Origin of the sequence: Psychromonas aquimarina ATCC BAA-1526 (assembly GCF_000428725.1) — a bacterium.
In the GTDB taxonomy this organism is placed as follows: Bacteria; Pseudomonadota; Gammaproteobacteria; order Enterobacterales; family Psychromonadaceae; genus Psychromonas; species Psychromonas aquimarina.
The window spans coordinates 71290-89654 of record NZ_AUAM01000007.1 but is presented as its reverse complement, the minus strand read 5'-3'; the positions used below and the strand labels follow the sequence as shown (position 1 = coordinate 89654).

Genomic DNA, 18365 nt, shown 5'->3' with positions numbered 1-18365 from the left:
TATGTCTTTTATTGTTGTTATTCCGGCGCGTTATCACTCGACCCGTTTACCGGCAAAACCTCTGCTGGATATTCTCGGTAAAACTATGATTGAGCGGGTTGCTGAGCAGGCGTTAAAAAGCGGTGCCTCGCGGGTGATTGTAGCAACGGATGATCAGCGCATTAGTGACGTTTTAACGAATGTGCAGAATATTGAAGTGTGTATGACTTCGCCGGATCATGAATCCGGGACTGACCGTTTAGCGGAAGTCTGCCGTAAATATCAGTTTTCTAAGAACGAAATAATTGTCAATGTACAGGGAGATGAGCCTTTAATTCCGCCGGCGGTAATCAGCCAGGTGGCGGCTAATCTGCATAATAATGACAGTGCCAGTGTGGCAACATTAAGTGCGCCGGTTACTGACTGTGCAGATGTTTTTAATGCCAATGCTGTGAAAGTTGTTACCGACAAAAATGATATGGCGTTATACTTCAGCCGGGCAACGATTCCATGGGATCGCGACAGTTTTACCGCTGAAAATCAGGTGCAGCAGTCAGTTGTTCCATGCTGCCTGCAGCGTCACATAGGTATTTACGCATATCGGGTTGATTTTCTTGCACAATATGCGCAGCTGTCCATTTCTCCATTAGAATCAATTGAAAAGCTTGAGCAATTACGCGTGTTATGGCACGGTTATAAAATCCATGTACAGCAGGCCTGTGAAGTACCGCCTGCAGGTATAGATACGCAGGAAGATCTGCTGCGCGTGATTGACCATTTATCGAATTAGGAAGAGTAATGAAAATTAAAGTATTACTTATTTTTTGCCTGAGTTTTATGCTGGCCGCCTGTAGTGATGAACGGCAGGACCGCATCGATGCTAATGTTCAAACGGCGGATTATCTGCTGCAGAATTTAGGCGCTAATCTGGATGCTAACTCTATACGTAATGCCATGATATTACGTGAGTATGCCAAACTGCTTAGTGAAGATAAACCGGAGCTTAAATCCCTGCTCGGGCAGTTAAGCCGTGATGCCGGCAGAGACGGCCCGATGTTTCAGGGGCTGCAGCAGCGTTTAAAAACAGTTAAAGAGCAGCCTCAGATATTAGGTGATATTGAAGCGCAGCTGTATGAAACGGAAAATTTAATTGAAGCTACTGATCCGGCTCTGTTTAATGATGCTCTTTCAGATCCGATTAATGTTATTGCTGATATGTCCGACGGCAAACTGGCGCGTGTTAATGCAATCAGTAAACAGCAGAGTCTTACGGCTAACGGTGCCGAAGACAATGGTGCCGGCAGTCAGTTAGTTGGTAATCCGGGATACGGGCAGTGGCAGACTCACAGTAACGGCGCATCATTCTGGCAGTGGTACGGCATGTATGCGATGTTCTCAGCATTGTCGCCTCGGCCTGTTTATTATGACCGCTGGTCGTCACGCCGAGACTACAGTTATTACAATGATTACGGACGTAATCGTTATACCTCGCCGCAGCAGGCAAAAACACAGGATAATCTAGCGGCAAAAACCAAGAAACAGTTTGCCGGTAAAGGCGGCTTTAAAAGTCCCTATGCAAAATCAAAAACAGGTGCAAGCCGTATGTCGACTTCTAGTCGTCAGGCTCAAAAAGCCGCGCCTTTTTCTGGTAAATCAAGTTTTTCAAAAACAAAATCATCAAGCAGTTTCCGGAATAGTAAATCGACAACTTCACGCGGTATAAGCCGAGGAAAATAAGGTTTAAATATGAATGAATTAATAACAACGTTAGGACATAACAGTGGTCTGGTCGGGTATCTGCTGATCGATATGGCGGTGGCAATTCTTTTATTAGGCGGCATTCGTTATACCATGGGTTTTATTGGTAATGTTGATACTAAAGACGAACTGTCTCAAAAAGATAACTTTGCTTATGGTATCAGTCTTGCTGGTGGTGTGGCTGCTATGGGCATTGCATTAAGCGGGGCAATTACCGGTGAGTTAGCCGGCTCATACACGATAGAGTTAGTCGGAATGCTTACCTACGGCCTTGCCGGTTTAATTATGATTAAAGCCGGACGTTTTATTCATGATAAATTTGCGCTGCCGGAATGTAATAAACATGAGCAGATTTTACAGAGAAATATCTCTGTGGGTATTGTTGATGCAGCTTCGGTTATTGCAACGGCAATTGTGGTCCGTGCCGCTTTGATCTGGGTTGAAGGACTCGATATCAGTACCTTTATTGCACTGGCTTCCGCCTGGATTGTGTCGCAGATTATGCTGGTGATTATTACCCGTGTATTTGAGTGGCAGTACAGTCGTAATAACGGTGTTAGTTTTCAGACTACACTAGAAGGCGGACAGACAGCCTTAGCTATTCGTTACTCCGGTTACCTGATTTCTACTGCAATGTCGGTGACGGCTGCTAGTTACTTTATCAGTTATGATGTGCAGAATTTATGGGTAGGCATTACTCAGTGGGCGGTAATGAGTCTGATCTTAATGACTGCATTAACCCTGTTAACCACGGTGGCGAAATTTATTGTGTTATGGGGAATTAACCGTAGAGAAGAGGTTGAAGACCAGCAGAATATCGGTATTGCAACAATTGAGTTAACCACATCATTTTCAATCGCGTTACTGCTGATGGCGTTAATGACATAAACTGCACAGGGGATTTGCTCCGATCTTTATATCGGAGTAAAGCCGCTGGATATTATATTTTAAAGAACAAATTTAACAGGTCATCATTTGATGGCCTTTTTTTATGCTGTGGATAGAGAAAAGTAATGCGTGATCCGAAAAAACTTAAACTGCTGATTGACGACAGTCTGCTGATATTGATTATGGCGACACTTGCCTGCTGCGGCATGATTTATGAGTACCTGCTCTCTCATTACTCTGCACGAATTCTAGGCAGTGTTGAAACTGTTATTTATGCAATTATCGGCATTATGATTGTTTCCATGGGCTTAGGTGCATTTGCAGCCAAAAAAATAAAACATGAGTTTCAGGGCTTTGTTATTTTAGAGTTGGTAGTGGCTTTTATCGGCTGCAGCTCGACGCTGTTTATTGCCTCGGTTATCGCTTTTAATCAGACTTTACCGCAGTTAATTGCAGAAACTTATCAAATACCTATGGATGCTTTGCCGCAGGGCGGATTTCTTGCGCAGCTTAACTGGCTGAGTACACAGCTGCCGTACTTGTTTGCCTTTATATTAGGTTTTTTTATCGGTATGGAAATCCCGTTGATTGCGCGTATTAGAGAAGCCGTTTACGGACAGCATTTAGCCAATAATGCCGGTACCATTTATGGTGCTGATTATATCGGTGCGGGAATCGGTGCCGCCATCTGGGTATTAATAATGCTGCGCATTGAGATAAGCCAGGCGGCCGCGCTGACGGCAACGCTTAATCTTATTGCCGGTTTTATATTTTTGATTCGTTTTAGAAAGTATTTAAAACATATTAAAATTTTATTATTAGGCCATGCAGTGTTAGCAGTGCTGGTTGTGTTAGTTTTCCAGTATGGTGATTTCTGGCAGAAACAGATGCAGAACATGCTCTATCTGGACAAGGTGGTTTATCAGACACAGACCCCTTATCAGAATCTGGTATTCACGCAGCGTCATTTAGGCGGTGAAATGGAGCCTATTTATAACTTTTATATTAACGGGCGGCTGCAGTTTTCCAGTTTAGATGAACAGATTTACCATGAGTTTTTAGTACATCCGGCAATGCAGGCGTCAGGCCGACAGGACAATATTTTGATTATCGGCGGGGGCGACGGACTGGCGCTGCGCGAAGTACTGAAATGGCAGCCTAAGTCTGTGACCTTAGTGGATCTGGATCCGAATTTAGTCGCTTTGTTTAAGGAGCCGAAAAAACAGCTGCCGGATTATTTAGCCGATAAAATTGAACGCTTAACCAATAACAGCTTTAATGATCCGCGTGTTAATGTGATTAATGATGACGCCTTTATTGCTATCGATAAATTACTGCAGAACAAGCAGGTTTTTGATGCTGTTATTGTTGATCTGCCGGACCCGAGTCATCCGGATTTAAACAAATTATACAGTGTTAATTTTTATTACCGCCTGAATCATCTGTTAAACGGAGACGGCGTGATGGTGGTGCAGTCAACATCACCGTTCCATGCTCAGAATGCTTTTATATCTGTAGCCAAAACAATGCAGCAGGCTAAATTTACCCAGGTTGAACAGTATCATCAGAATGTTCCCTCCTTTGGTGAGTGGGGCTGGAGTATTGCAGTTAAAGGGGGCTCAAGTGCTAGTAAGCGTTTACAAAAAATTCCAGAATTAAGCGTGGAAACATCCTGGTTAACTCCGCCTTTATTACAAAGTGCATTTGTTTTTAACAAAGGTTTTTATGCCGATGCAGATAAAGTGAAAGCTAACTATCTGGGATCAAACCAGCTTTACCAATACCATCAGAAAGCCTGGGAAAGAGAAACGGAGCTTTCGCCTTAATATGAACTGTTGTTGATTATTTCTCTGATTTAAGTATATTCGCTCCTGTAAATGGATTTAGATGGTTTTTTGCTCAGTTACTGGGCGAAAAACAAACTGTGCAGGATGCAGATTCTACTTAAGTTAAGGCTGTCCATTTTATGCAGATCAACGGTTATCAACAGATCCAGTCAATGGTGACTGCACCTTCAGCACCCGCCGCTGAAACACAAAAAACAAATTCCGGCAGCGCAGCTGAACCCGGCGTGCAGGTCAGTATTTCAGCACAAGCGCTGCAGCTTGCTCAGACTGATAATCTCTCAGTCAGCAGTACAGATAATCAGATTCCAGCCGCAGCTCTGCCCGGGCTGCCGGAAAACCCGCTGACCGGTGATAAACTGCAGCAGTACGCGCAGTTTAAAAAAGCGCTGCTGCAGTATCAAGTTCATTCCGATATGGCGAATATGGTCACCGGCAGCGGCGGCAGTATGTCTGCCCCGACCGCTTATTATTTATCTAATAATGAAGATGCTCGAGAAACTGTTTTACAGCAGCAGGCCATGCACCAGCAGGCGCAGAATATGCAGGTTTATCAACAGACAATGCAGTCAGCTGAAGAAGAGTAGTTTTATTGAGCTGTATCAGGAAAGAGTAAATGTTTTTTTGAACTTGATCTCAAAACTGTCTATAATTTGCGCCCAACTTTATTGTAACAGCCGCATTAGGAAAATATTTTTCGCATGCGTCTGCTATTAGCGCTAATTAAGGAATTATAAGACGTGTTTGAATTTCCCCAGTTCAGTAAGAGCAGTGTCAAAAATGATGTGTTATCGGGTTTAACCGTGGCACTGGCATTGGTACCAGAGGCGGTTGCATTTGCATTTGTTGCCGGTGTTGAGCCCATGATTGGTTTATACGCAGCCTTTATGGTGGGGTTAGTTACCGCTGTTTTCGGCGGCCGTCCAGGTATGATTTCAGGCGCAACTGGTGCGATGGCTGTGGTCATGGTCTCTTTAGTTTCTGAGCACGGCGTGCAGTATCTGTTTGCCGCAGTATTACTGGCTGGTCTGATTCAGGTTTTATGCGGCGTGTTCCACCTTGGTAAATTTATCCGCATGGTGCCGCATTCGGTAATGATCGGTTTTGTTAACGGTCTGGCGATCGTTATTTTCTTAGCGCAGCTTGGACAGTTCAAAGTTAAAAATGCGGCTGGTGAGTTTGAATGGCTGCAGGGCTCTGCGTTATATATCATGCTGGGATTAGTCCTGCTGACTATGGCAATTATTCATTTTCTGCCGAAACTAACTACTGCAGTACCGTCAACACTGGCCGCGATTGTGGTTGTTACTCTGCTGGTTTATTTTGTGCCTGCATTAGACACACGTACCGTTGTTGACTTCCTGCGTACTATGTCCGGTGATGAGAATGCGACTATCGCAGGTTCACTGCCTACTTTTGCTATTCCTGCCGTACCGTTTTCATTAGAAACGCTGCAGGTTATTTTACCTTACTCACTGATTCTTGCGGCGGTTGGCCTGATTGAATCTTTATTAACATTGACGGTCGTAGATGAAATGACCGGTACACGCGGCCGTGCAAATAAAGAATGTATTGCTCAGGGCGCTTCAAATATGGTTAACGGCGTATTCGGTGGTATGGGCGGTTGTGCCATGATCGGTCAGTCTATGATTAATATTAACTCCGGCGGCCGAGGCCGTTTATCAGGTATTACTGCCGCTTTAGCATTACTGGCGTTTATCCTGTTTGCATCTGGCCTGATTGAAATCGTACCGCTGGCGGCACTGGTTGGTGTGATGTTTATTGTTGTATTAGGTACATTTGAATGGGCTTCATTTAAAATGATGCGCAAAGTGCCTAAAAAAGACGCTTTTGTTATTGTGCTGGTAAGTGTGGTAACAGTACTGACTGACTTGGCGGTTGCTGTATTTGTCGGTGTGATTGTCTCGGCATTAGTGTTTGCCTGGGAACATGCCCGTCATATTCACGCTGTGACTGAATTAAGCGAAGATGAAAAAGAAAAATTTTATGCTATCAGCGGTCCTCTTTTCTTCGGTTCAGTGAGTAACTTCCTGGAACTGTTTGATGTGAAAAATGACCCTCGTCATGTGGTTGTTGATTTTGCATCATCGCGTGTTGCGGATCATTCTGCAATCGAAGCGATCAGTGTATTAACTGACCGTTATGTTAAGGAAGGTAAAAAAGTGCATGTCCGTCATTTAAGCCCTGACTGCCGCAAGCTGCTGCACAAAGCCGGCGTTCTGGTTGAAGTCAATATTATTGAAGATCCGTCTTACAAGGTTGCATCGGATACTTTAGGTTAAATCAAGATAGTATTACTGTAGGTTTATCCGGATGTTGATTTAACTGCAGTTCGCAGATATGTATCGGATATATTCAGCCGCTTAATAAAAAACAGGTCCGGGACCTGTTTTTTATTTGCTGGAAACTCTAGTAGGGCGGTACAGTGCATCACATTTCGGACTGGGGCCGTCTGCTTTAGCGTTCCATACTGAATACCAGATGTGTTTATTGCGCAGTGTTCTTTTTTTATTTTTCATTTTTACCTCTCTCTTTTGTTTGTATATGCAGTAACTGTAAAGTTGGTTTATGACAATCAGATGACAGGGCGAAAGACTTTTTGCAGATGAACTTGCGAAAGAACAAAGAAACAAAATATTTACTGTAAGATAATTCCTTTATTGTTAGTAGATTTACCACAATTTATGCTGTAAATATCTGTGACAGATGATTATTTATGCATTTTATAGAATCTTTATGATCATTTAACCACATGCACTTAAAAACAGGGTAAACTGCTTTATACTAGGTAACTTAAGTTTCTTAAATAATAATAAATAACTTAATAAAGAGTTACCGCAGAATTAAAAGGCTGGACAGGTCATCCATAGAGCCTGTCTTCAGCTTATAACAATTTGTATATTAACTATTGTCAATTTCTATAATTGGTCGAGGTAGCAAGTGATTAAAAAAATTGGTGTTTTAACAAGTGGTGGCGACGCGCCGGGTATGAATTCTGCTGTACGCGCAGTAGTGCGCTGCTGTATTGCGAATGATATTGAAGTTTATGGTATCTATGACGGTTACGCAGGACTTCACGCTGATAAAATTGAAAAATTAGAGCGTCACTCTGTGTCTGACATTATTAACCGTGGCGGTACTTTTTTAGGCAGTGCGCGTTTTCCTGAATTTAAGGAAGAAAGCGTACGTAAAGAAGCAATTAAAAACCTGGAAAAACACGGTATTGAAGCGCTTATCGTTATCGGTGGTGACGGCTCCTACATGGGGGCTAAAAAGCTTAGTGAAATGGGTTACCCTTGTATCGGTATTCCCGGCACAATTGATAATGATATTGCCGGTACAGACTACACTATCGGTTTCATGACCTGTTTAAATACAATTGTTGATGCTGTTGACCGTTTACGTGATACATCTTCTTCGCATAACCGTATTTCAATTGTTGAGATTATGGGACGTTACTGTGGCGACCTGACCCTTTGGGCTGCAATTGCCGGCGGCAGTGAGTACGTTATTGTACCGGAAGCCGAGTTTGATGAAGATGAACTGGTAGATCAGATTCAGCGTGGTGAAGACAAAGGTAAAAAGCATGCCATTATTGCTATTACTGAGCACATCACAGATGTAAATGAATTAGCTAAACGTATTGAAGCTAAAACAGGCCGTGAAACGCGTGCGACTATTTTAGGCCATATTCAGCGTGGTGGTGCGCCAATGGCGTTTGACCGTATTTTAGCAAGCCGTATGGGGGCTTACGGTGTTGAACTTCTTATGCAGGGAGAAATTGCCCGCTGTATCGGTATTCAGAACGGCACAATGGTTCATCACGACATTATTGAATGTTTAGAAGAGATGAAACGTCCGTTCCGTCAGGACTTATACGATTTATCTCACGCTTTATTCTAAAAGCAGACTGAGTAATATACCCATTCCACCTCAAGATGCAAAAATCAGCAAGACGAGAGGTGGCCATATTCCAGGCATGAAGCAGAAGGTTTAGTCATTCTAAATCAATGCTTCATAACGCTGAAGATGGTTGGCTCTCGCCTTGCCCAGAGGGAGGCTAGCTCGAAAACCAGTACTGTGTTGCAACACTTGAAAAGGAAATACCATTCTCATCATGTTGCGCCTTGTCCTGGTATTCGAGCTAGTCTCTGAATTAGCATCTTGAAGTCGAATGGGTATAAACCTTTAAAGCCTACCTTCTGGTAGGCTTTTTGTTATCTAAAGGAAACTTATTAAAATGACCGATAAAGCATATCAAGTGCTGATCAATGTTTGTGAAATTCCGGAAATCAAAAAAAATGCACGCGGGTGTAATGAAATACTTGGATTTATATCCTCGATTGCCGCCGCCCCTGTGCAGGTTGAAATTGAACAGTGGATGCCGTTTTTATGGGCAGAGGATAGTGCGCCGTCATTTAGTGATGAGCAAACTGCGGTTGATTTTGCCGCTGCTGTACTGCAGTTTTATGAACAGTGTTTAGTCTGCTATCAGCAGTTATTACCTTTACCTCTGCCGACGGAACAATGGCTGGATCAGGAACTACAGGTCACAGCTCAAGGCCGTTTGTTTGCTGCTGGTTATCTATCGGCTTTTCACAGCATTGAAGCTGTATGGCAAAGTCTGGATCTGCAGCCCGGCAGTGAAGCTGAACAGCTGCTGCAGACCAGTATGCTGCTGCTGAGTAAACTGGCGGCATCTGACAGTGATGAGACACAGATGCAGTTTTTATTTTCACAGCTCCCGGATATGCCGGAAATTGTTGATTTACTGCCGGCACTGCTGAGTAAATTAGGGCATTTTTCAACTCAGGATATCGCTTATGCCTGAAGTAGAAGGCGCAGATCCGCTCCCCTATAGCGAGTATTTTTCTGTGGTTTTTGAAAACAGCGACTTTGTTGTTATCAATAAACAGGCTGATATTAACTTTCACAGCGAAGACGGCGAGTTTGGTGTGGTGGTAGCTGCAGAAAAAGCACTTTCCTGTAAGCTTTATAGTGTACACCGGCTTGATAAAATGACATCCGGGTTACTGCTGCTGGCTAAATCATCACATACAGCCGCGCAGCTGGCAGCTTTATTTGCTGAGCGCCGGATTCACAAATATTATCTGGCTTTAAGTGATAAAAAACCGAAAAAGAAACAGGGTCTGATAAAAGGAGGTATGGAGAAATCCCGGCGTTCAATGTGGAAGCTGACCCAGAAAAAAAACAATGTTGCGGTTACGCAGTTTTTTAGTTTTGCCTGCTCAGAAGGTTTACGTTTATTTGTGGTTAAACCGCATAGCGGTAAAACTCATCAGATTCGTGTGGCGCTTAAAAGTATCGGCAGTCCCGTGTGCGGCGATCCTTTATATGCAGAGAAAGCTGCTCAGGAACCTTTGTATGACCGCGGCTACCTGCATGCCTACCAGCTTGATTTCAGTTTTAATAAGCAGACCTACTCGTTTCAGGCCGCTCCGGAGCAGGGAAAATTGTTTTTGTCTGAGATGTTTTTGTCAAAAATTCATAACTTCGGCAAGTTAGAAAACCTGCCCTGGCCGAAAATCTAGATTTTATTCAAAATTTTTATTTTTGGGTTATAACTCAATAAGTTCATGAATTTTTTGAACATCATAAACGGCATATCCGTACTACACTTTCCTAGAGATATCTTTGTAACAGCAGTCTGGTTCAATTTTCTACCTTCTGCTGTAACTCTAAGGAAGGTTAATGAAGCGCCGCTCTATCTTATTTCGAATTAATGTCATTCTCGGCCTTATCATACTGGTGATGCTGTCATTTTCGGTCGTGGTTATTTATGTCGGAGAGCAGGTTAACAGGTCGAGCAGTAAAGTTATTAACTATGATATGCCGGCTGCATTAAATACCCTTGCTATGCTTAGTGAACTGGGAAAAATGAATGCTAACCTGCTTGAATACGTGACCGGTGAACGTGAAGAGCGCCAGGAGTACTATCGAAATTTTGATAAGCTTTTTCGTTTTAAGGAGCTTATTCCCGAAGACAGTACGCAGAAAAAGACGATTGAGCAGGTGACTGGGATTATTCTGGCACATAGAGAAGCTGCCGAGAAAGGTGTCTTTCTGGTTTATGATCCCAGCCTGGAAAAAAAAAGTGCTGAGCAGATTAATGATTTAATCGAGAATGTCGGTAAACCACTGGAAACTCTTCTCGAGCAGATGAAAAACGAAGAAATTTCTGATGCTGGTTCCGGCAGTAATTTTGTTGAGATTGTAAATGATGATCTGCCGGCTGTACGTTATTATCTTGAGCTTGTGGATCAGGCTGGAGATATGCTTGCGGCTCTGGATCGTTTTATACTTGGGCAGTTAGACGCAAAACGTGCCTTTTATAATGATGCCCTGCAGTTTGAATCCTATCTGTCGCTGATTAAACCTCTTGAACAAAATCCGGATGAAATAATTCGTCTCAATGAAATAGAGCGTTTATTTAATGAGCTTAAATCGCGCGGGGCGCTGGTTTTTGATATTTACAGTGCCCGCAGTAAAGTTAAAGCGATGCAGGCTATTGATGAATTAGAACACCAGAGTTTTAGTCAAGCTGAGCAGATACTGGCTGCCTTGTCCTCCAATGCCAGGCAGAATGTTAACGCTTCTATGAATGATCTTGGTCTGTTAGCAAAGAATTTGTCATGGGTTTTAGGCCTGTCAACAGCAGTTATTATCATCTTAACCGTATCGATTCTTTTCTATCTGGGGCGGACCGTTATTCTTCCAATCGCTCATATAACCATTGCCATAGATAAGTTAAGGAAAGGAGAGCGGGACTTTAAGATGAAAGAGTTCAGCCGCAATGATGAGTTAACCGAGGTGTTAGACAGTTTAAAACAGTTTCAGACTGAACTGTGTGAGCTTGATGCGCTGCGTTATAGTGAAAGGCAGATGAAAGATGCGCTGCTGAGTGAAAAAAATACCGCTGAGCATGCATTAGAGCAGTTAAAAGAGACGCAGTCGCAGCTTATTGCAACTGAAAAAATGGCTTCCTTAGGGGCTTTGGTTGCCGGTGTTGCACATGAGATAAATACGCCGTTAGGCATTAGTGTCACTATGTCCACTACACTGAATAGAAATCACCGGCGTTTTCTTGATAAAGTAAAATCGGGTGAATTAAAGCGTTCTTCATTAGAGCATTTTGAAAAAGAGAGCGAGGAGTCATTTAAGCTCCTGGCGCTGTCTCTTGGCCAGGCCTCTAATCTTATTAATAATTTCAAGCAGGTTGCAACGGATCAGACCAGCTCTAAACGAAGAGTTTTTAATGTCTTAGAAACGCTGAATGAGATTATGTCGACACTGCATCACTGTATTAAGCGCACCCATATTCAGTTTTTTGTAGAGGGGCCTGATGATATTGAAATGAACAGCTATCCCGGACCTTTAGGGCAGGTGATCACTAATTTATTTAATAACGCCATGCTCCATGCTTTTGAGGGACGTGATACAGGTGAGGTTCATATCCGCTTTGCTGTTGTGTCCGAGCAGCTGCAGATACTGTTTTCCGATAACGGTATAGGGGTCAAAGAAGAGTTTATCGGTAAGCTTTTTGATCCGTTTTACACGACCAAATTAGGCAGAGGCGGCTCGGGACTCGGATTAAATATTGTCCATAATATTGTCCATAATATTATGGGGGGAAAAATCCGTGTGGAAAGTGAAATAGGGACTACATTTGAAATCAGGCTGCCTCTTACAGCACCAGCGAAAAAGGATGACATTTATGAATGATTTTTTGATTAATATTATTGATGATGAGGATACGCCGACATCTTCGCATGAAGAAGGCAAGGTGTGGAAAATTGCCATTATTGATGATGAAGTTGGTGTGCATGATGTTACCCGTTTAGCGATGTCCGGTGCAAAAGTGCAGGGCATGAAATTAAATTTCATCAGCGCATATTCTGGAGAGGAAGGTTTTAAGCTTCTGCAGGATAACCCTGACTGTGCAGCTGTACTGCTTGATGTGGTGATGGAAAGTTCCGATGCAGGTCTGCAGCTTGCGGATCGAATCCGCACTGAATTAAAATATGAAAACCTGCAGATTATTTTAAGAACCGGACAGCCTGGGTACTCACCCGAAGAAGAAATTATTAATCGTTACGAAATTAATGATTATAAAACAAAAAGTGAATTAACCCGGGATAAACTGTTCACATCACTTGCCACTGCAATCCGTTCATACAGTCATTTAGTCGCATTAGATGAAAGTAAAGCGGGTTTAGAAAATGTTATCGGGGCATCTGCCAGCCTGATGAAAGAGCGCTCTGTTCATAAATTTGCCAGCGGTGTGCTGCAGCAGATTAATGCGCTGTTTCATTTATCTGCACAGGGGATGTTCTGTGTTTCGCAGCGTCCCTTAAAAGGGCCGCATGATTTTGATCATGCTAAAGTTAAAACTAACTCCTATTATGTGGTTGCCGCCTCAAATTCTTACAATCAGTATTATGGTAAAGATCTGCAGGAGATAACTGACAATGAGGCAAGCAGACTGGCTTTACAGGCATTAAACGAAAAGAAAAATATTGATAGTGACAAGTTATGCAGTATCTATTTATCCACCCCTTCCGGCTGGGAAGGCGTGGTGGTAATGGACGGAGCATTAAATTTAAATGATATTGATGAAGAATTATTAAAACTATTCTGCTTAAATGTTTCGCTTGGTTTAGAAAATGCCAAGTTTTTCACTCATCTTAACCATGCCGCTTTTTATGATGCGTTAACCGGCTTATATAACCGCGTTGGATTTATTGATAATGCAGCTGATATTTACCGGCGCAGTAAGAATAAAGTTACCCTGTTTATTATCGATATTGATTATTTTCATGAAATTATTGAAAGCCTTGGTTTTGAATTTGGTAATAAAGTACTGAATGCGATGACCTCTGTGCTAAACCGGGACTTTGCATCCTCTGGTATTCTCAGCCGCCTGCATTCGGATGTTTTTGCTTTGTTATTACCCGATACTGACTGGGATTTTAGAGATTTAACCAGAGAATGTTCCAAACCTTTTTTACTGGAGGGAAACTCACTTCGTCTCGGTGTAACGGTCGGGGAAGCTGAATGTGATTTAGCTGTGGAGAAATTTGATGTGGAACTGCTGCTGCGTCATGCCGAGATTGCTTTAAAAGTTGCCAAAGAGCACCAGCGCGGAGTAGGGCAGCTCTTTAAACCTAAGCTGGAAGATGATAAACGTGCCCATTTAGATATTTTAGCGGATCTGCGTAATGGTCTGGCTAAACATGAACTGTTTTTACTGCTGCAGCCTAAGGTGTCGATGACCAGTAAAGAGGTTGTCGGTTATGAAGCATTAATCCGCTGGGACCATCCTATAAAAGGTATTATTTCTCCTAATGCGTTTATTCCCGTTGCTGAACAGTCTGGTTTATATTTTGATATCGATATGTATGTGTTCCGCAAGTCCCTTGAGATGATTGAAAAGTACCCGCAGATAACAAAACCTATCTCGGTTAATTTTTCTGCTAATTCATTACACCATTGTGATTTTATTGACGAACTGAAAGTGATTATTAATGAAACCGGTACTGATTTAAGCAGGGTAGAGATAGAAATTACTGAGAATGCCTTAGTACGCAGTGATATGGCGATCCAGCATTTAAAAGAGTTAAAAGAACTAGGCTTTATCTTATGCCTGGACGATTTCGGGGCTGGTTATTCTTCTCTTTCTTATCTGCTTAAACTGCCTTTAGATGTGATCAAAATTGACCGTTCCTTTGTCAGTTATATCTCCAGAGATTCAAAAGCACTTGCGGTTCTGTCTTCGATGTTAAAAATCTGTCAGGACTTAGATATGCGGGTCGTTGTTGAAGGGGTAGAAACCCAGGAGCAGGTTGATCTGCTGTTAGAGTTAAATGCTGATGTGGCGCAGGGATTTTTTTACTTTAAACCGATCACCATTGAACAAGTATTAGAAAAGGCTTTGTAAATTATCAGGTGCATCTAAAACGCACCTGATAATATACTATTTGCTATTAAGCAAATTCTGTCCAGATCGGCGCATGATCTGAAGGTTTTTCAATGCCCCGCAGCTCATAGTCGATACCGGCATCTACGGTTTTATCGGCTAATTTTTCTGTTGCTAAAATAACATCAATACGCAGACCGCGGTTATCATCAAAGCCGCGGGAACGGTAGTCAAACCAGCTGAACTGATCATTCACTTCCGGATTAAGCAGACGGAAAGTATCGCTAAAGCCAAAATCCATTAATTTTGCTAACCATTGACGCTCTTCGGGTAAAAAACTGCACTTTAGTGTTTTCAGCCAGCGTTTGGCATTTACCTCGCCAATACCAATATCTAAATCCAGTGGTGAAATATTAATATCCCCCATTACGATTATCTGATCTTCTGCACTGTGTGACTCGTTTAAATAGGTATTTAAATCCTGGTAAAATTTGCGTTTAGCAGGGTACTTTGTTTCATGGGTCTGGTTTTCACCCTGCGGAAAATAACCGTTTAAAATACGCACCGGGAAGCCGTCTTTATCTTCTACAGTGACCATTATCATGCGGCGCTGCGCTTCATCATCATCTGTCGGAAAACCATACTGTATATCTAACGGTTTGTTTTTACACAGCATTGCTACGCCGTAATGGGCTTTCTGGCCATGAAAAAAAACGTGGTAACCCATGGCTTCTACAGCTTCTACCGGGAAAGCGTCATTATGAACTTTGATTTCCTGCAGGCCGATGACATCCGGCTGATGTTTATCAATAACGGCTTGAAGCTGGTGAAGGCGAGCGCGCAGCCCGTTGATGTTGAATGAGATAACTTTCATGGAAGAGAGCCTTAAATAGAAATAAAGGCTGAATGTACCTTGCTGAGCCGGATAACTCAACAAGGTAAAGTGTTGTTAGCTTAAAGTTGCTAAAACTCGATGCAGATGGTCAACTGTTTCAAAACCGCTGTCAGTTAGATAGCCGCCGTCTGTTTGTGTGATTAACCCTTTGTCAAATAGAGATTTAGCCGCAGTGATGATGCTAGGGCTGGCATCATGATGAATTTTAATACCTTCCAGTTGTGATTTTTCAGGGAATTTAGCAAGTAGTTTCATTTCGTCAAATAAAGTATCAGAGTAGTTTTTAATCATTATTATTCACTTCCATTAAATTCGGGAATCTTCATAATAATAACTTAGTGTTAAATTGCAAATAGTAGAGAGTATGAAGGCGGGTTAGATCAAGCTATTGTTATGCTCAGCACATTACAGGCAGGTTTCGTTTAAATAACAGGCATAAAAAAAGCGCAAATAGAATTTGCGCTTTTTAAGTCAGTCTAACAGTTATAAGTTAAGCATTATGCTTAGCTGTATCTGTTAATATCTTTCTGACGGGAAAATATTAAACGTCGTGTTTACGAATAACCGTTAACATCTCTTTTAATAATTTCGGGTTAGCTGCTACAACATTACCTGATTTCATGTAGTCGTTGCCGCCGTTGAAATCAGTCATAATTGCGCCTGATTCTTTAAGTAACAGTTCACCGGCTGCGATATCCCAAGGTTTTAGACCAAATTCCCAGAATCCGTCCATACGGCCGGCTGCAACATAAGCAAGGTCTAGGGCTGCACTGCCGCTGCGGCGCATATCGGCAACATCCATAAAGAAATCTTTAAAGATATTCAGGTATGTTTCGGTAATATGCTTCTGTTTGAACGGGAAACCAGTTGCTAGAAGTGTGCCGGGTAATTTAGGTACGCTGCTGGTACGTGTACGGTAACCGTTAATCTGTGCGCTCTGGCCTTTAACCGCTGAGAACAGCTCGTTACGAATCGGATCAAATACGATGCCGATTTCTGTACGGCCTTTAATTTTTAATGCGATTGAAACAGCAAAATGCGGGATGTTATGAATGAAGTTAGTTGTTCCGTCAAGCGGATCAATAATCCACTGGTAATCCTTGTCTTTACCTTCATCGATACCTGACTCTTCAGCAACAATGCTGTGGTCCGGGAATGATTTACGTAATGTGCCAATGATTGCAAGTTCCGCTTCTTTATCAACGCTGCTGACATAATCATGTAACGATTTTTCTTCGACTTCGACGGCTTCTAGATTTTCATAGCCTTTAACAATTACTTTGCCTGCATTACGGGCAGCACGAATCGCAATATTTAACATTGGATGCATTGGATCACCATTAGATTTTAAAAGAACATTGAAGGGAGATTCCTTCGGCGCAAAATTATACAGAGATCACATAAAGTCTGCAAATAATTAAACAGTTTTGCTGGTTTTTTTTTTATCTTTATTATTAATTTTTATGGAAAACATCCGCTTAGTGTTATTTGTCTGTTTAAGCGCTGTTAAGGGGCTCATTAATTAAGTGTGCCGCTGATTTATTCTTGTGCCGGCGCTTATATCATTAATCAGCCTGGTGATCCTCTATTTTCTGCTGGCATGGCTGCCAATTAATGCTAAACTTTGCGCTCTTTAATTTTGAATAGATATCAAGGAATACAAATGCTGGAAAATGTACGCATTATACTTGTCGGTACTTCTCATCCGGGAAACATCGGCAGTGCGGCAAGAGCAATGAAAACAATGGGATTAACAAATTTAGTGCTTGTTGATCCGGAGTGTGAAATTGACGGTAAATCAGTTGCGCTTTCAGCCGGTGCTACTGATGTATTAAATAATCATAAAGTGTGTGCAACACTTGATGAAGCGATTGCCGACTGCGGCCTGGTAATTGGTGCAAGTGCACGTCCGCGTACATTAGACTGGCCTATGCTTGATCCGCGAGAGATGGGTGAAAAAGCAGTTATTGAAGGTCAGAAATACCCGGTAGCTTTAGTGTTTGGACGTGAAAATAGTGGTTTGAGTAATGATGAACTGCAGAAGTGTCATTTTCATGTGTTTATTCCTGCAAATCCGGACTACAGCTCGCTTAATTTAGCAATGGCTGTGCAGACTTTAAGCTATGAAATCCGTATGGCATTTTTAGCTTCAAAAGCATATCCAGCGCAGGAAGAAGAGTACCCGCTGTCAGAAGAGATTGAAGGCATGTTCAATCATCTTGAAGAAACATTAAAAGATACGCGTTTTATCGTACCCGCTCACCCTGGACTGGTGATGACTAAGCTGCGTCGTTTCTTTAATCGTGCTCGACCAGAAATCAAAGAGCTGCGCATGTGGCGCGGCATCTTCAGCAGCATTCAAAAGTCAGTTATAAGCGCCGGGCAGGAGTCTGCTTCTGAGGTTGATTCAGATAAGAAATAACTGATTATAAATAAAAAATAAAACCTACTAAACCTTGTGGTTTTTTACTTGACTAAGATTGTCAGGTATTTATACTTGCTCATATAAAGTCCATGGAAGGTATGCGACGCACCTCTTTCCCATTATATGAGTGAAGTATTATGAAATTAACTTCAAAGGGCCGTTATGCGGTCACTGCAATGTTAGATGTAGCAATTAAAGAGCACAATGGTCCTGTACCGTTAGCGGATATTTCTGAGCGTCAGGGGATTTCTCTTTCATATTTAGAGCAGCTGTTTTCTAAGTTACGTAAAAAAGAGTTAGTTAGCAGTGTGCGCGGTCCCGGCGGCGGTTATAGACTGGGCAAGCTGCGTAGTGAAATATCAGTCGCTATGATTATTGATGCTGTTAATGAGTCTGTCGATGTTCGAAAATGTACAGGCAACAGCGGCTGTAAAGAAGACGGCGTGCAGTGTTTAACCCACTCATTGTGGGCACAGCTTAGTGAACGAATTACCACATTTCTGGATGATATTACTCTTGAAGAGTTAATGTCGACTGAACATGTACAACATATATCTGAAATTCAAAATAATAAATTTAACCAGACTGCTCAACTTAACGTTAAAAGCCAGTGAATTT

General features: G+C 42.3%; 17 protein-coding genes. 13 read left to right on the top strand and 4 right to left on the bottom strand.

All coding sequences use genetic code 11. From position 1 onward, the window contains the following. The first annotated feature begins 1 nt into the window (after position 1). From kdsB to G337_RS0100360, 6 genes are all read left to right on the top strand, one after another. Positions 2–769, top strand: a complete 768-nt coding sequence (gene kdsB, locus G337_RS0100385) for a 3-deoxy-manno-octulosonate cytidylyltransferase (protein ID WP_028862108.1) — start codon at positions 2–4, stop codon at positions 767–769. Between the two features lie 8 nt (positions 770–777). Further along, positions 778–1716 (top strand): hypothetical protein, encoded by a 939-nt coding sequence (locus G337_RS0100380; protein ID WP_028862107.1) that lies wholly within the window; start codon positions 778–780, stop codon positions 1714–1716. Between the two features lie 9 nt (positions 1717–1725). Beyond that, positions 1726–2625 (top strand): DUF350 domain-containing protein, encoded by a 900-nt coding sequence (locus tag G337_RS0100375; RefSeq protein ID WP_028862106.1) that lies wholly within the window; start codon positions 1726–1728, stop codon positions 2623–2625. A gap of 125 nt (positions 2626–2750) precedes the next feature. Further along, on the top strand, positions 2751–4451 hold the full coding sequence (locus G337_RS0100370; protein ID WP_028862105.1) for a polyamine aminopropyltransferase: 1701 nt from the start codon (positions 2751–2753) through the stop codon (positions 4449–4451). Positions 4452–4591: 140 nt separating this feature from the next. Next, on the top strand, positions 4592–5056 hold the full coding sequence (locus tag G337_RS27470) for a hypothetical protein (protein WP_051302865.1): 465 nt from the start codon (positions 4592–4594) through the stop codon (positions 5054–5056). A 153-nt stretch (positions 5057–5209) separates the two neighbouring features. Further along, positions 5210–6772 carry a SulP family inorganic anion transporter gene (locus G337_RS0100360; protein ID WP_028862104.1) on the top strand — a complete coding sequence of 521 codons (1563 nt, stop codon included), beginning with the start codon at positions 5210–5212 and terminating at the stop codon, positions 6770–6772. A gap of 111 nt (positions 6773–6883) precedes the next feature. Here G337_RS0100360 and G337_RS29395 read toward each other — a convergent pair whose 3' ends face one another. Further along, on the bottom strand, positions 6884–7009 hold the full coding sequence (locus tag G337_RS29395; RefSeq protein ID WP_281170194.1) for a hypothetical protein: 126 nt from the start codon (positions 7007–7009) through the stop codon (positions 6884–6886). A gap of 421 nt (positions 7010–7430) precedes the next feature. Between G337_RS29395 and pfkA the strand changes: the two genes are divergently transcribed. From pfkA to G337_RS0100330, 5 genes are all read left to right on the top strand, one after another. Then, complete coding sequence (gene pfkA, locus G337_RS0100350) at positions 7431–8393, top strand: 6-phosphofructokinase (RefSeq protein ID WP_028862103.1); 963 nt, start codon at positions 7431–7433, stop codon at positions 8391–8393. A 337-nt stretch (positions 8394–8730) separates the two neighbouring features. Continuing rightward, positions 8731–9321 (top strand): UPF0149 family protein, encoded by a 591-nt coding sequence (locus tag G337_RS0100345; RefSeq protein ID WP_028862102.1) that lies wholly within the window; start codon positions 8731–8733, stop codon positions 9319–9321. Beyond that, positions 9314–10042 carry a TIGR01621 family pseudouridine synthase gene (locus G337_RS0100340; RefSeq protein ID WP_051302864.1) on the top strand — a complete coding sequence of 243 codons (729 nt, stop codon included), beginning with the start codon at positions 9314–9316 and terminating at the stop codon, positions 10040–10042. Before G337_RS0100345 ends, G337_RS0100340 begins: the two co-directional genes overlap by 8 nt. Before the next feature lie 160 nt (positions 10043–10202). Next, on the top strand, positions 10203–12233 hold the full coding sequence (locus G337_RS27465; protein WP_051302863.1) for an ATP-binding protein: 2031 nt from the start codon (positions 10203–10205) through the stop codon (positions 12231–12233). After that, on the top strand, positions 12226–14448 hold the full coding sequence (locus G337_RS0100330) for a GGDEF/EAL domain-containing response regulator (RefSeq protein WP_028862100.1): 2223 nt from the start codon (positions 12226–12228) through the stop codon (positions 14446–14448). The genes G337_RS27465 and G337_RS0100330 overlap by 8 nt, the downstream gene beginning before the upstream one ends. A gap of 46 nt (positions 14449–14494) precedes the next feature. On the opposite strand, the gene xthA is transcribed toward G337_RS0100330, so the two are convergent. From xthA to suhB, 3 genes are all read right to left on the bottom strand, one after another. After that, positions 14495–15301, bottom strand: coding sequence for an exodeoxyribonuclease III (gene xthA / locus G337_RS0100325; RefSeq protein WP_028862099.1), 807 nt, complete (start codon positions 15299–15301; stop codon positions 14495–14497). A gap of 75 nt (positions 15302–15376) precedes the next feature. Then, positions 15377–15613, bottom strand: coding sequence for a TIGR02647 family protein (locus tag G337_RS0100320; protein ID WP_028862098.1), 237 nt, complete (start codon positions 15611–15613; stop codon positions 15377–15379). 250 nt (positions 15614–15863) lie between these two features. After that, positions 15864–16652 carry an inositol-1-monophosphatase gene (gene suhB, locus G337_RS0100315; protein ID WP_028862097.1) on the bottom strand — a complete coding sequence of 263 codons (789 nt, stop codon included), beginning with the start codon at positions 16650–16652 and terminating at the stop codon, positions 15864–15866. A 333-nt stretch (positions 16653–16985) separates the two neighbouring features. On the opposite strand from suhB, the gene trmJ reads away from it, so the two are divergent. Then, positions 16986–17744 carry a tRNA (cytosine(32)/uridine(32)-2'-O)-methyltransferase TrmJ gene (gene trmJ, locus G337_RS0100305; protein WP_028862096.1) on the top strand — a complete coding sequence of 253 codons (759 nt, stop codon included), beginning with the start codon at positions 16986–16988 and terminating at the stop codon, positions 17742–17744. A 140-nt stretch (positions 17745–17884) separates the two neighbouring features. Then, a complete protein-coding gene (gene iscR / locus G337_RS0100300) occupies positions 17885–18361 on the top strand; it encodes a Fe-S cluster assembly transcriptional regulator IscR (RefSeq protein WP_028862095.1) in 477 nt (158 codons plus the stop codon). The last annotated feature ends 4 nt before the right edge of the window (positions 18362–18365 follow it).

Bases quoted from the DNA above. Each gene is read 5' to 3' on its own strand.
- kdsB (WP_028862108.1), top strand. From the start codon at position 2: ATGTCTTTTATTGTTGTTATTCCGGCGCGTTATCACTCGACCCGTTTA.
- G337_RS0100380 (WP_028862107.1), top strand. From the start codon at position 778: ATGAAAATTAAAGTATTACTTATTTTTTGCCTGAGTTTTATGCTGGCC.
- G337_RS0100375 (WP_028862106.1), top strand. From the start codon at position 1,726: ATGAATGAATTAATAACAACGTTAGGACATAACAGTGGTCTGGTCGGG.
- G337_RS0100370 (WP_028862105.1), top strand. From the start codon at position 2,751: ATGCGTGATCCGAAAAAACTTAAACTGCTGATTGACGACAGTCTGCTG.
- G337_RS27470 (WP_051302865.1), top strand. From the start codon at position 4,592: ATGCAGATCAACGGTTATCAACAGATCCAGTCAATGGTGACTGCACCT.
- G337_RS29395 (WP_281170194.1), bottom strand. From the start codon at position 7,009: ATGAAAAATAAAAAAAGAACACTGCGCAATAAACACATCTGGTATTCA.
- G337_RS0100345 (WP_028862102.1), top strand. From the start codon at position 8,731: ATGACCGATAAAGCATATCAAGTGCTGATCAATGTTTGTGAAATTCCG.
- G337_RS0100340 (WP_051302864.1), top strand. From the start codon at position 9,314: ATGCCTGAAGTAGAAGGCGCAGATCCGCTCCCCTATAGCGAGTATTTT.
- G337_RS27465 (WP_051302863.1), top strand. From the start codon at position 10,203: ATGAAGCGCCGCTCTATCTTATTTCGAATTAATGTCATTCTCGGCCTT.
- G337_RS0100330 (WP_028862100.1), top strand. From the start codon at position 12,226: ATGAATGATTTTTTGATTAATATTATTGATGATGAGGATACGCCGACA.
- xthA (WP_028862099.1), bottom strand. From the start codon at position 15,301: ATGAAAGTTATCTCATTCAACATCAACGGGCTGCGCGCTCGCCTTCAC.
- G337_RS0100320 (WP_028862098.1), bottom strand. From the start codon at position 15,613: ATGATTAAAAACTACTCTGATACTTTATTTGACGAAATGAAACTACTT.
- suhB (WP_028862097.1), bottom strand. From the start codon at position 16,652: ATGCATCCAATGTTAAATATTGCGATTCGTGCTGCCCGTAATGCAGGC.
- trmJ (WP_028862096.1), top strand. From the start codon at position 16,986: ATGCTGGAAAATGTACGCATTATACTTGTCGGTACTTCTCATCCGGGA.
- iscR (WP_028862095.1), top strand. From the start codon at position 17,885: ATGAAATTAACTTCAAAGGGCCGTTATGCGGTCACTGCAATGTTAGAT.